The 13,028-nt window shown below is 42.1% G+C and carries 10 protein-coding genes; 3 read left to right on the top strand and 7 right to left on the bottom strand.

Going from position 1 to position 13,028, the window contains the following annotated elements; all coding sequences use genetic code 11:
- Position 1: 1 nt before the first annotated feature.
- Both OGH69_RS01080 and secDF read right to left on the bottom strand, forming a co-directional pair.
- Positions 2 to 712, bottom strand: a complete 711-nt coding sequence (locus OGH69_RS01080; protein ID WP_265172583.1) for a MotA/TolQ/ExbB proton channel family protein — start codon at positions 710 to 712, stop codon at positions 2 to 4.
- A 145-nt stretch (positions 713 to 857) separates the two neighbouring features.
- Entirely contained in the window at positions 858 to 3,830 is a 2,973-nt protein-coding gene (secDF, locus tag OGH69_RS01075; protein WP_265172582.1) for a protein translocase subunit SecDF, read from the bottom strand.
- Positions 3,831 to 4,003: 173 nt separating this feature from the next.
- Here secDF and OGH69_RS01070 point away from each other — a divergent pair, with 173 nt between their 5' ends.
- Positions 4,004 to 4,381: a hypothetical protein gene (locus tag OGH69_RS01070; RefSeq protein ID WP_265172581.1), complete on the top strand. Its 378-nt coding sequence runs from the start codon at positions 4,004 to 4,006 to the stop codon at positions 4,379 to 4,381.
- Positions 4,382 to 4,505: 124 nt separating this feature from the next.
- Here the strand turns inward: OGH69_RS01070 and OGH69_RS01065 are convergent, their stop codons facing one another.
- The 3 genes from OGH69_RS01065 to gyrB are packed head-to-tail and all read right to left on the bottom strand — an operon-like array spanning position 4,506 to position 8,414.
- The gene (locus OGH69_RS01065) at positions 4,506 to 5,441 is read right to left on the bottom strand and encodes a malate dehydrogenase (protein ID WP_265172580.1); all 936 of its coding nucleotides are present in this window, start codon (positions 5,439 to 5,441) and stop codon (positions 4,506 to 4,508) included.
- Positions 5,438 to 6,457: a DUF6588 family protein gene (locus tag OGH69_RS01060; RefSeq protein WP_265172579.1), complete on the bottom strand. Its 1,020-nt coding sequence runs from the start codon at positions 6,455 to 6,457 to the stop codon at positions 5,438 to 5,440. Before OGH69_RS01060 ends, OGH69_RS01065 begins: the two co-directional genes overlap by 4 nt.
- A 16-nt stretch (positions 6,458 to 6,473) precedes the next feature.
- Positions 6,474 to 8,414 carry a DNA topoisomerase (ATP-hydrolyzing) subunit B gene (gene gyrB / locus OGH69_RS01055; RefSeq protein WP_265172578.1) on the bottom strand — a complete coding sequence of 647 codons (1,941 nt, stop codon included), beginning with the start codon at positions 8,412 to 8,414 and terminating at the stop codon, positions 6,474 to 6,476.
- A 341-nt stretch (positions 8,415 to 8,755) separates the two neighbouring features.
- Between gyrB and OGH69_RS01050 the strand changes: the two genes are divergently transcribed.
- Positions 8,756 to 9,430, top strand: coding sequence for a hypothetical protein (locus OGH69_RS01050; RefSeq protein ID WP_265172577.1), 675 nt, complete (start codon positions 8,756 to 8,758; stop codon positions 9,428 to 9,430).
- A gap of 43 nt (positions 9,431 to 9,473) precedes the next feature.
- Positions 9,474 to 10,400 carry a peptidase associated/transthyretin-like domain-containing protein gene (locus tag OGH69_RS01045; protein WP_265172576.1) on the top strand — a complete coding sequence of 309 codons (927 nt, stop codon included), beginning with the start codon at positions 9,474 to 9,476 and terminating at the stop codon, positions 10,398 to 10,400.
- Here OGH69_RS01045 and OGH69_RS01040 read toward each other — a convergent pair whose 3' ends face one another.
- The gene (locus OGH69_RS01040) at positions 10,401 to 11,915 is read right to left on the bottom strand and encodes a tetratricopeptide repeat protein (protein WP_265172575.1); all 1,515 of its coding nucleotides are present in this window, start codon (positions 11,913 to 11,915) and stop codon (positions 10,401 to 10,403) included.
- A gap of 95 nt (positions 11,916 to 12,010) precedes the next feature.
- Positions 12,011 to 12,916: a TIGR01777 family oxidoreductase gene (locus OGH69_RS01035; protein ID WP_265172574.1), complete on the bottom strand. Its 906-nt coding sequence runs from the start codon at positions 12,914 to 12,916 to the stop codon at positions 12,011 to 12,013.
- Positions 12,917 to 13,028: the final 112 nt, after the last annotated feature.

The raw sequence follows: 13,028 nt of genomic DNA, 5'->3' as shown, positions 1-13,028 counted from the left end.
CTTATAAAGGATCATTTAATAAATCAAGGAACTCTACCGCGTTGGCCTCCATCTGGTTCACAATCTTATCAGTCTTTACTACCAGGTGATTATAGCCTATGTAGGCAAAGATACCTACAATAAGGCCTACCACAGTAGTGGTCATAGCTGTATAAATTCCGCTTGCAAGTGCGCCAACCTCAATTTGGCCACCCCCGCTTGCTATCTCATGGAAAGCAAGTATCATACCAACTACTGTACCCAGGAAGCCTATCATTGGCCCTGCACCTGATATGGTAGCGAGAATGCTCACATTCTTCTCAAGGTTGTATATCTCAAGCTTGCCTGCATTTTCGATAGCGGTGTTAATATCTTCAAGGGGCCTCCCAATCCTGGAAATCCCTTTTTCAATGAGCCTCGCCACCGGGGAATTGGTATGCTGGCAAAGCAGTTTTGCATTATCAAACCTCCTGTGCACAACATGCTCCCTTATTTGGTTCATGAAGCCCTTATCTATTTTTGACGCTGCTTTTAAGGACATAGACCTCTCAATATAAAGGTAGATCGCAACAAAGAAGAGAATCCCCAAAACAATCATTATGAGCTGCCCTCCAAGCCCGCCGCTTGTAAGGAGTTCCCAAATAGATAATGTTTTCTCGGTTACAACTGTACCATCGGTAGATACGGCCTGGTTTGCTGTAGCAAGGCTGTCAGCATTCTGGAAGTTTAGCATAGAAATAACTTAAGTTTCGTTTTAAATTGAACGCTAATATAGTTTAAAAATTGCTCAAATGCTACCGGCTTTAGAACTTGTTATGATGCAAAATAAAAAACCTGCTTATTTTCATAAGCAGGTTTACAATATTTTTACCAAGTAACTATTTTACTTTCTCTGCTACAACCACTTCGTCGTTGTGCTCGTGCTCAATCCTGTCTTTATCTTTGGCAGGAACCGTATCTACCAGTACCGGCGTAGCGATAAATAGTGATGAGTATGTACCTACTACGATACCCACAAGCATTGCGAAAATAAATCCGCGGATAGAGTCACCACCGAAAATAAACATGATCAGAAGTACCAATATCATTGTAAATGACGTGTTGATAGTCCTTGACATGGTAGTGTTGATTGAAGCGTTAACGATATCGGCAAATTTACCTTTTGTCTTACCGGCAAGGAATTCCCTAACCCTGTCAAATACGATTACCGTATCGTTCATTGAGTAGCCAATAACCGTAAGGATCGCTGCAATGAAGTGCTGGTCCATTTCCATGTGGAAAGGCATAAACTTATAGCATAGCGAGTAGATACCTAACACAAAGATAACGTCGTGTGCAACGGCAGCAATCGCTCCGAGAGAATATTGCCACCTCCTGAAACTTACCATGAGGTAGATGAATACGATACCCATTGAGCCCAGAACCGCCCATATTGAGTTTGCCTTAATATCATCAGCAACTACAGCACTTACTTTAGATGCCTGCATGATACCAAGATTTTTACCTGTGTAACTGTTAGCGAATTTATCGTAATCAAGATTAGTATAGTAACCTTTAAGGCCATTATAAAGTTTTTGGTTTACTTCGGTATCCGCCTCAACCGTGTTTTCTTTTACTTTATATTTAGTGGTGATCCTCAATTGCGATGTATTACCAAACACCTTAACATCAACATATTCATTTGCAAATTCCTTTTCAAGGTTTGCTTTAACCTCATCTACAACAACAGGTTTTTCAAATTTAACCTGGAAAGTACGCCCACCTACGAAGTCGATACCTTGATCAAGTCCGTTAACGTAGAAAGAAACACAACTTACAATAACAACAAGTGAAGAGAAAATGTAGGTAAACTTCTTCGCCCCAAGGAAATTGAAATGGAAGTTGGTAAACCAGTTTTTAGACATACCGGTTACAAAGTTCACAACATTGCCTTTTTTGATATCATTATCAAGAAATAGCCTTGCGATGAAAATAGAAGTGAACAGTGAAGTGAATATACCTATAAGTAGCGTAGTAGCAAAACCTTTAACCGGGCCTGTACCGAAAATCAATAGTACCAAACCTGTAAGTACGTGTGTTACGTTAGCATCGGTGATCGATGACATTGCACCCCTCCAGCTATATGATATTTTAACGGCTTCTTCAAGCGTTTTACCGGCACGCAATTCTTCTTTAGCCCGCTCATAGATGATAATGTTCGCATCCACGGCAGTACCCATTGTAAGTACGATACCTGCAATACCAGGCAATGTAAGCACCGCGCCAAAGCTTGCAAGCACACCGAAAAGGAACAGAAGGTTCACAAGAAGAGCAACGTTAGCATACCAACCGGCCTTACCGTAGTAAACCACCATCCAAAGCGATACAAGCAATAAACCTACTATTGACGACATGATACCGTTATCGATAGCTTCCTGTCCCAATGACGGACCAACAATCTCCGACTGTACAATCTCAGCCTTTGCAGGAAGTTTTCCAGCCCTTAAAATGTTAGCTAAGTCTTTTGATTCGGTTACGTCGAACGAACCGGTAATCTGTGAGTTACCGCCGGAAATAGGGCCTGTAGTAACACCCGGAGCAGAATAAACAACATTATCAAGGACAATAGCAATAAAGCCCTGCTCCCTGTATGCTTTACCAGTCATCTCCTCCCATTTCACAGCTCCTTTAGGGCTCATCTGCATTTCTACAGACGGACGTCCCTGTTGGTCGAATGCATCGTTAGCACCCGTGATTACATTTCCTCCAAGTGGCGCAATGTTGCTTTTATTTCCTTTAAGGGCATAAAGCTCAAGGATACCTTTGCTGCCTGCAGCTTCCTTACCCCATGCGAAACGCGCAAAACGCTGGTCGCCTGAAAGCAGTGAACGGATATCACCCCTGTTAAGGTAACCGTTGATTGCGGCAGTATCCTTTGTTGAAGCATAACCCAACACAGGCCCACCGTTTTGGTTAGGCATAAGTTTGTCGAAAAGCGGGTTGTTGCCTTTCTTGGCCGCATTAAGCGAATCTTTGCCTCCCAAAAGCTTTTCGATAGAGTCGTTTGCTGTAGTCTTAACTTCTTCTTTTGTCTCTACTTTTTTTTCAGTTGCCATCAGGGCCTGGTTTGCAGACATAAGGAACATCTGCAATTCGCTTGTTTTATAAGCTTCCCAAAACTCAAGCTGCGCTGTACTTGAAACGAGCTTTTTAACACGATCTATATCCTTAGCGCCCGGAAGCTCAAGCATGATACGTCCTGATTCGCCTATTTTCTGGATGTTTGGCTGAACAACACCAAACTTGTCTATACGCTCTGTAAGTACACCGAAAGCACTATCAATGGCTTCAGCCACTTTCTTCCTAAGTACCGCCTTCACTTCATTATCGGTCATCGAAGTGTTTACCGCCTGATCCATGATCCTGTTTGTAAACAATTCCGGCGAAGCAAGTTTTTCTTTACCCTGGGATACTTTGTCAAATGCAATAAAGAATGCATCCAGGTAATCCTGGTTACCTTCCCTGTCTTTAGTAGCTTTGTCAAGCGCCTGGTTAAAAACAGCGTTGGTAGAATTGTTTGCAAGCCCGCGAAGTATGTCTTTTACTGATATTTCCAGCATTACGTTAATACCGCCCTCAAGGTCAAGCCCTTTGTTTATCTGCTTATCACTTACTTCCTTATAAGTGTAACCAAGATAAACTACCGAATCCTTCATTTGTTCGAGGTAAGCTACCTCTTTATCTGTATCACCTTTGGCAAAAGCCTTGGCATCATCCTGGATACCATGCGATACATATGTGAACGTGAGCTGGTAAATACACACTAACGCAAATATGATTGCGAAAAATTTAATGAGTCCCTTATTCTGCATTATTACTTAAATTAAAATATTCCATTTTTTAAAAACGAGCAAATATATAATTTACCGTTTGATAAACCAACTTATTTACTAACATTATCATAAAAAACGAAATCCGCAGGAAATACATAGTTTTAAGGGTTTACGATAAAATTATTTTGTATTTTTGGTAAAACAGTCGCATCATGATAAGACCTTTCACCCTCTCCGCAATTGTTTTAGCTGCCTTACAGGCACACGGACAGGAGGCTCAATTGCCATCCAGCCTTACCACTGCCGCTAAAGAAAGCCTTCAGAAAATAGAGGAGCAAAAGCAGCATGACATCATTTTTTATGCTAAAAACAACAAGCCGCAACAGGACACTTCCTCTCAGGCTCCTGCCAATGAAGCTGACTTTTATCGTCTTTACATGAAGGATGAAGATAACCGCTATTACAACAATTACCACGACAACAATACCGACCCGATAATTACCGCCATGCCCTCTCCTGGCCCTAACCTGGATTACTTTTTTGTAGACCCGTGCAGCAGCGGGAATTATGACAAAGTCGTGAAACAATAATTTTCAACGCTTTTATACTGACGAACAGCATCGCAAATAACTGTGAATGACTGAAAAATATCCGTAATAATCCAACAAAAAAGCCGCTCATCGCGGCTTTTGAAATTCTATATATAATAAGGTGTTATGCCAGTACCGATTTCAGGTCGCCGTTCATAGCCCTTACCGCATCGGCACTCTTGGCGAACAATGCTTTTTCCTTCTCATCAAGCTTGATGTCGATGATCTCCTCAAGGCCGTTTTTGCCAATGATGCACGGAACTCCCATGCAGATATCCTCCTGGCCATACTCACCCTCAAGCAGTACAGAGCAGGCTATCATTTTCTTTTGGTCGTTTAGGATGCTGTCTACCAGGTAAGCAACCGATGCTCCAGGTGCATACCAGGCCGATGTACCCAACAGGCCCGTAAGTGTAGCACCACCTACCATGGTATCGGCAGCAACTTTATCAAGCACTTCCTGCGAAAGGAAATTGGATACCGGGCTTCCATTGTACGAAGCCAGCCTTGTAAGCGGTATCATGGTTGTATCGCCATGACCACCGATTACCATGCCCTGCACGTCGTTCGACGGCCTGTCAAGTGCTTTTGACAGGTAATATTTGAAACGCGAGCTATCCAGCGCACCGCCCATACCGATTATCCTGTTTTTCGGCAGGCCGGTAGCTTTTAACGTTAGGTAAGTCATTGTATCCATTGGATTAGATACAACTACGATAATTGTATCAGGCGAATGCTTCAATACATTTTCGGCAACCGATTTTACGATGCCCGCATTGATACCGATAAGCTCCTCGCGCGTCATCCCCGGCTTCCTTGGTATGCCCGATGTAATCACAACTACATCGCTGCCCGCTGTTTTGGAGTAATCGTTGGTTACGCCGCTCACTTTGGTATTGAAGCCTGTAGTGGTTGCGCATTGCATGATATCCATAGCCTTACCTTCTGCAAAACCTTCTTTAATGTCAAGTAAAACTACTTCACTGGCAATTCCCCTGTAGGAGATAACATCGGCACACGTAGCGCCCACATTTCCGGCGCCAACTATTGTTACTTTCATAATTCTTGTGTTTGTGGTTTGTTACTGTTAAATGTATACTGTAAAGATATATTAGTATTTACAAATTTACCAAAAGCAAGTATAGTTTGCACGTTAAAATTACCAATATTGTAGCGCAATGACGCCTCTCCTATATAATTCACTTTGGTTTTATAGATTTCCTCAAGGCGGGTATTCAGTATTTTCTGGAAAGGCAGCAACTCTTCTATCGTTCCTTTCGGGCCGCTTACATGGTACTTGATATCACTGGTGTTCACTATAAACCCGCCCATGGCCTCCCATCTCCCAAATTCCCTGGAGCCATTCAGCTGGAATTGCCAGGTATCGACATTGCCGGTAATTTCATCGATGCCAAGCGTACCGTAATCCGTCTTTACATCAAGAAAATTAAAAGACACCTCTTCATTGGAATATCCTGCCATCACTGATAAGTGGATATTATTCTCTTTAAGTGCCTTAAAATAACGGCTGAAAGTATGCTTCAGGCCTACCCCGTATACCTGGTAGTTGCTTTTTTTAAGTTTTACGCGGGTTGAATATTTGGCAATCAGTTCGGTATCGTACCAAAGGCCAATGCTGCCCTGCAGGTACGGGTAAGCCACCGTCTGCATATCGATGCCTTCCGGTGTTTCGAGCCTTACTTCACTATCCCCGAGGGTACCCACAAGATATACCTGATGGTCATCCCCTAACGATGTAGGCACTGTAGCCTCTGTGCCTTCTTCCAGCTGGAAAAAGGTAAAATCGCTGTTCTGTATCTTAAAGGTCCTGTCGCGCTGCGGTGTGAAAAACACATTCGCATGCAATCCGAAGGTCACCTCGAACAACCCCTTTGCTTTCGGGCTGTTCACCCATCCTGATGACGACTGGTACACTGCCGCATCGGTAGCCGGGGTTACATACTTGTCCGAAAAAAATAAGGCATCGTCTAACAGATGCCCTATTTGTGTTAATGCAAGTTCGGTATCCGTCTGCGCAACTGCCCTGCCCGAAAACAGGAGAGCTATTGCAGACATACCTATAATAAACGGCTTACGCGTCGATCTTGGCATAAGCAGCGTTCTTTTCTATGAATTCCCTTCGTGGCGGAACCTCATCGCCCATAAGCATCGAGAATATCCTGTCGGCCTCTGTAAGGCTGTCAATGTTTACCTGGCGCAGCGTGCGGTGATCGGGGTCAAGTGTAGTTTCCCAAAGCTGCTCGGCGTTCATTTCACCAAGACCTTTATAACGCTGTATGGTAGCACCGTTACCCATCTTTTCAGAAGCTACATCACGCTGTACATCGGTCCACGCATATTCTTTTTTATTACCCTTTTTCACCATATAAAGCGGTGGTGTAGCAATATATACGTGTCCATTCTCAATAAGCTCCTTCATGAAGCGGAAGAAGAACGTAAGGATCAGCGTGGCAATGTGCGAACCATCAACGTCGGCATCACACATGATAACCACCTTGTGGTAACGCAGCTTCTCCAGGTTGAGTGCCTTACTGTCTTCGGCCGTACCAATGGTTACGCCAAGTGCGGTGAATATGTTGCGTATCTCTTCATTCTCAAACACTTTGTGGTGCATGGCTTTTTCCACATTGAGGATCTTACCCCTCAATGGCAGTATAGCCTGGAACGCCCTGTCGCGACCCTGCTTGGCAGTACCGCCTGCAGAGTCACCCTCCACAAGGAATATCTCGCACTTTTCAGGATCCTGCTCAGAACAGTCCGAAAGTTTGCCGGGAAGTCCGCCCCCACCCATAACAGTTTTGCGCTGTACCATTTCGCGGGCTTTTTTAGCCGCATGGCGCGCCTGTGCCGCCAGGATAACTTTTTGTACTATAGTACGTGCATCGTTCGGGTTTTCCTCCAGATAGTTTTCAAGCATTTCGCTTACCGCCTGGCTCACAGGCGCCACTACCTCACGGTTACCCAGCTTGGTCTTGGTCTGCCCTTCGAACTGCGGCTCCTGAACTTTAACCGAGATGATTGCAGTAAGCCCCTCACGGAAGTCATCACCAGAAATCTCGAACTTCAGCTTTTCAAGAAGCCCGGAGTTATCGGCATACTTTTTAAGTGTATTGGTCAACCCGCGGCGGAAGCCCGAAAGGTGGGTACCCCCCTCGTGGGTGTTGATGTTGTTTACATACGAGAAAATGTTCTCACTATAGCTGGTATTGTAGATAAGGGCTACTTCAACCGGCACTTCGCCTTTATCAGTCTCCATGCTGATAACACTCGCTATTATAGGCTCACGGTTACCATCAAGGAATTTGACGAATTCCTTCAAGCCTTCCTCAGAATGGAAAGTCTCACCCACGAACTCACCCTTATCGTCCTTTTCCCTTTTGTCGGTTAATGTTATGGTGATGCCTTTGTTCAGGAACGAAAGCTCACGCATACGTGCCGCAAGGGTATCGTACGAATACTCGGTCGTCTGGGTAAATATGGTAGTATCCGGCTTGAAGGTTACAGTTGTACCTCTTTTTTCAGTCGTACCGATTTGTTTTACCGGGTACATCGACTTACCGCGCTCGTACTCCTGTTCGTAAATTTTACCATCGCGGTATACGGTCGCCCTCAGGTGGTCTGACAGTGCATTAACACACGAAACACCCACTCCGTGAAGACCTCCGGAAACTTTATAGGAGTCCTTATCGAACTTACCGCCGGCACCAATTTTGGTCATTACCACCTCAAGAGCCGATACGCCTTCTTTTTTATGTATATCTACCGGTATACCACGGCCATTATCTTCGACAGTAATGGAATTATCTTCATTAATCGCAACAAAAATAGTATCACAATGCCCGGCCAGCGCTTCATCTATCGAGTTATCAACAACCTCATACACAAGGTGGTGAAGCCCTCTCGTACCCACATCGCCAATATACATAGAAGGGCGCATCCTTACGTGCTCCATCCCTTCAAGGGCCTGAATACTATCTGCCGAATAATTGTTTTTCTTTATTTCTTCACTCATAAAATTGGGTTCTTAAACAGATTTTAAGTTTAACGAACAAATATAATCAAATACGGGAGATAATGGCTTAAATCGCCTCTAATTAGCTTTTAAGTTATTAACAATTTATTACATTTAAAAACTTAAATTAGAGCATCGCTGAAATGTATATTATAAGTCGACCAACATTAAAATCTTAAATAAAAAATAAATTATTATTTATTTGTTAAATAATAAACAAAAAATACGATAAATATTTTTTAAATTATATTTTTTTTTCACAATTCGTTAATTAAGTTTGATCTCACAACCAAGTACTACTGCGCGCGGATAGAATTAATTAATCATTATAAACTACAAAAATGAAAAGATTATTTTTATTATTTTGGCTATTTGCCATTACCTTAATTATTGGGTGCAGTAGCGAAGAAGATTTAAAAATTAATGAATCTTCAGCGATCGAAGGAGAAGGAAATTTGGAACAGATGAGCAGGGGATCTGCGGACTTCAGGACATTATTTACAACGCTCTATGGGAGTTCTTCATACAGGATTGACGCAGCCCGTTCAGAAATTCGTGAAGCCGGAATCTCATATTATGTTACAGAAATTTATGCTACTTCATCAGGAACAGAAACATTGAGAGGTTACTTGCTTGAAACTCCTTCAGAAGATTTTTATATGGAGCACATTCGCTCAACGAGCACATTGAACCAGTATAGTATTTTAGGCTCAGGTTATAAAAGAAACTCATTTGATTTGTCACATGACACATTGTATCAAAGCGGCGGCTTTACACCATTCAGCACCAGTTCTGAAAGGTTAATAAAACCCAGGAGATTCTTTGGCTCGTCAATTGAAAACGGGTCTTGTGGGCCTAATTCAAATGGCGATGGAGGCTGTTCTTATGGACAGTATTATACTTATTATGCTTTTTGGATCGCAACAAATGATACTCCAAAACAAGTAATGACAATAAATCCTAACACAGGAAATGAAGTACCTGCTACTTTCCCATGCGATTGTCCTCCAGGATAGAACATCTGAACTATAAATCAACTGTTCCGTCAAACAAATCTTGTTGGACGGAGCAGTAATATGTTTAATTATGAATAAATTCTTGATAATACTTCTATTGATTGGTTTTAGTAGTAGCTGCAAAGCAATATCAGTAATAATTACTGACATCCAAACAAACCAACCAGTTCAATTTGCATCGGTCATTTTATTAAAAAATGGAAAAACTCTTGAGGGCAATTATTGTGATATTGATGGGAAAATACAAATAGACACTACAAAAGCTTTTGACTCAATAGAATTTTCCTGCGTTGGTTACAAACCATTAATTTTACAAAAGAATGAACTTACAAATATTATCTACCTAGAAAAAGAAATAATCCAACTTGATGAAGTCATTATTAGCAGTAATGCCGAAATAAAGACCATTGGATATGGCGACAAAAAAAACAATAAAAAGTATAGAGGCATCAATAAAGGCGGAATTGTAGCTGTTTATATTGAAAACCCATATAAAAAACCCACCCGTATACAATCCTTTATATTCATCACGCAAACTAAGAAATACCATATAGGTTATCGCTTTCATCTTTATTCAGCAATAGAAGACAAAATTTGGCCTGGAAATGAAATTTCTTCTGAAAATATTACCGGAATACTTAAACCCGGTGTTAAAGGCCATATAGAAATTGACTTGTCTGGATATGATCTAATTTTACCTTCAGAAGGAGCATACATTGGCCTTGAAGCTATTGGAGAATTTGACCAAAACGGCAATTTGGTAGAAAATTCAACAGTCAATTTAGGCTTTGCTGTGCATCAATCAGATAACAAAAAGTATTGCGAAAGATATAGCTTTTCAAAAAACGGATGGCAAAATATTAATGATTGGCTCACGAAAGATTACAAAAATTCTTTTGGGACAGATATAGCTAAGGAACAGCTTGTAGCACCATCTTTCAGCATAAAAATAATTGTCCCCAACCCTTAATTATTCCACCACATACCTCTCCAACATCGCCTCGCAGTCACACTCATAACCTTCAAGGTAGGATTTGTGGTCGTTATACACCGAGTAAGCACCATCGGGTGAACCATTTACCAATTGTATTGCTGCTACCATAGTAAGCGCCTTGCACACTTCCTCCTGGTTGCTTATTTGTGCCATAGCCTTTTGCAGGTATTTCTCTGCCGAAAGGCCGTAGTTGCGCTTAAAGCTGATGTAGGCCAGCATACTGTTGGCCGCAAAGCTGTCATCGGCCTCCAGCGCCAACTGTGCATAGGTTTCAGCTTCCACCAAATTATTTTGCTCAAGACATATCCCAGCAATGTGTGTGTAATCGTCACGCCGCATCATGGCATTTAGCGATTTCAGGGCAACTTTCTTCAAAAGTATTTCCTTTACTTTCGCATAGTTTTTTTGCATATAGTACACTCCGGCCATGTTATCATATATCTCTGCAGTATTGAACTGAAAGCCTTCTTTGTCTTTTGGAAAAGACAATAACGCCTTTTCAAAATAGCCATTCGCCTCAGTAAACTTCTTTTGCGAATAATTGATAATACCCAGGCTGAAATATGCACCGTACAGACTGGCATTCTTTTCTTTCAGCACTTTTTTGAAGTATTCCTCTTTAGCCGCCATATAGGCAATGTCGCTTTGCGTTGGTGTAAAGCTGCCCCCGGGTTCGAGCCCCTGTGAGTACTTTATAATGCCATTAAAAAGGCCCAACATCTGCTTTGCCCTGTTGTACCATGGATTTTTTTTATCCATGTACCTGTCATTAGCATCAAAGTCGATTATTTTAGCTATATCCTTATTCATCAGCAACTCAGTTTCCTCATCACTTAACCCATTAAATTTAGAAGCAACCTCATACATCTCAATCATCCCCAGCATGATATAATTAAAATCCTTCATATGGTTATCCTTATCTTCGAGCGCATCGGTAACGACTTTTCGCGCTTTGGAAAAGTCCTGCCTGCCCACAAGGAATAGCGGATAAAACACCTGGGAAATAGAATCAGATTTGTTGATGGCAAGCGCCTTTTCAATGTCCCCGACACCCTCCTGTCCCAGATTCAATTTAATGATTGCCCTTAATGAATAAAAGCTCGCCGAATCCTTGGCTTTGGGCTGTAGCTTCAGGTTTTCCAAAGCCTTTGTATAATTTTCCTGCGCGCTCTTGAGATCGCCTTTATTCTGGTAATAGTTGGCAATGTTGTTATAGACAGTCGCATCACCGGGATGCTGCTTCAAAAGTTTTTGTTGTTCCTCCAGATAACCGGGCTGGTAAGTTTTATCTACAGGTATTTCCTTGTAAGGGCGAAGGTGGTTGGTCGAAACATTAAGGGCTATATTTGGCAGAAAATAGAAAAGGGAGTCAGCACTTTTCAGGATTTCTTCCTGTTGCACTTCGCCAAAATCTCCTTTAAACCTATAGGCGGTTTGAGCAAATGTATTCGATAGCAAAAGGAGAAAGACGAAGGCGAAAAGCTTTTTCATGCAAGACGGTTATTTATGGCGAAATATAGGGATTATTGCCTAAAAGAACTACTTCCATCAAAATAATCTAAGGTTAACCCATCATCCCGATACTACTAGTGCAATTCCTGCTTCAATGCCTTTTCAAGTGAAAGGTAACGGAATTGGTAGCCCTCGCCAATGATCTTTTTTGCACTTGCATTCTGGCTGGAGTAAAGCAGTTCATGCATATCTCCTAAAATGGCCTTCATCATGAATTTAGGTATTCCGGGGAGGAAAAAAGGCACCTTTAATGCTTCTGCTATTTGCCTGATTAGTTGTTTTTGGCTAACGGGATAGGGCGCCACAGCATTGTATATCCCTTCCAGATGGTGCATAAGTACAAAATGGTAAATACCCACCAGGTCCCGCAGGTGTATCCATGACTGCATTTGCTTTCCGTTTCCGAAAGCCGCACCTAAACCGAATTTGACCGGCAGCTCAAGTTCTTTGAGCATACCTCCTTTTCCGGAAAGCACAAGTCCGGTCCTTATTTTTGTGACCGAAATGCCCAATTGGGAAAAAAGGTCGGCAGCCTGCTCCCATTTCGTGACTACCTGCCCAAGGAATGAGTCATCTGCCTCAGGACTATCCTCAGAATATACCTTGTCTGTACTGTCCGGATATATACCTATGGCTGACGCTGAAATAAAGTGCTTTACAGTATGATTGTGGTTTTTGAGTATTTTGTACAGCAGGTTGGCCGAAACAACCCGGCTTTCCAGGATTTCTTCTTTATAAGCATCAGTCCAGCGCCTGGAGATGGAAGCCCCTGCAAGATGGATTATAGCATCTACATCTTCAATGCAACGTACATCGGCCTCACCTTTTTCAGGATCCCAGAGAAAACCTTTATATTGCGTTTCGTGTTGTAGTTTTTTTTCAGATGTGGTAAGATAATGTATATGGATACCATTCTTAAGCAGTAAAGATACGAGCTCGGTTCCCACGAGCCCGGTAGCCCCGGTTATTAAAACTTTCATGGCTTTTTATTTTCTTAAAACCAAAGGTAAGGCCAGATAATTTAATATCATTTAAAAACATATCGTTTAACTATTGTTTATGATTGAAAATTCAGCTCCAGCCTTATTTGAG

It is taken from the genome of Flavobacterium sp. MFBS3-15 (genome assembly GCF_026107645.2).
Classification (GTDB): Bacteria; Bacteroidota; Bacteroidia; order Flavobacteriales; family Flavobacteriaceae; genus Flavobacterium.
The sequence above is the reverse complement of the archived record's forward strand: the minus strand, read 5'-3'. Positions and strand labels throughout refer to the sequence as shown.

What these genes read in the sequence shown, in the direction of transcription:
- OGH69_RS01060 (WP_265172579.1), bottom strand. Translation starts at nt 6,457, where the DNA reads ATGTCTGCAATAGCTCTCCTGTTTTCGGGCAGGGCAGTTGCGCAGACG.
- OGH69_RS01050 (WP_265172577.1), top strand. Translation starts at nt 8,756, where the DNA reads ATGAAAAGATTATTTTTATTATTTTGGCTATTTGCCATTACCTTAATT.
- OGH69_RS01035 (WP_265172574.1), bottom strand. Translation starts at nt 12,916, where the DNA reads ATGAAAGTTTTAATAACCGGGGCTACCGGGCTCGTGGGAACCGAGCTC.
- gyrB (WP_265172578.1), bottom strand. Translation starts at nt 8,414, where the DNA reads ATGAGTGAAGAAATAAAGAAAAACAATTATTCGGCAGATAGTATTCAG.
- OGH69_RS01080 (WP_265172583.1), bottom strand. Translation starts at nt 712, where the DNA reads ATGCTAAACTTCCAGAATGCTGACAGCCTTGCTACAGCAAACCAGGCC.
- OGH69_RS01065 (WP_265172580.1), bottom strand. Translation starts at nt 5,441, where the DNA reads ATGAAAGTAACAATAGTTGGCGCCGGAAATGTGGGCGCTACGTGTGCC.
- secDF (WP_265172582.1), bottom strand. Translation starts at nt 3,830, where the DNA reads ATGCAGAATAAGGGACTCATTAAATTTTTCGCAATCATATTTGCGTTA.
- OGH69_RS01040 (WP_265172575.1), bottom strand. Translation starts at nt 11,915, where the DNA reads ATGAAAAAGCTTTTCGCCTTCGTCTTTCTCCTTTTGCTATCGAATACA.
- OGH69_RS01070 (WP_265172581.1), top strand. Translation starts at nt 4,004, where the DNA reads ATGATAAGACCTTTCACCCTCTCCGCAATTGTTTTAGCTGCCTTACAG.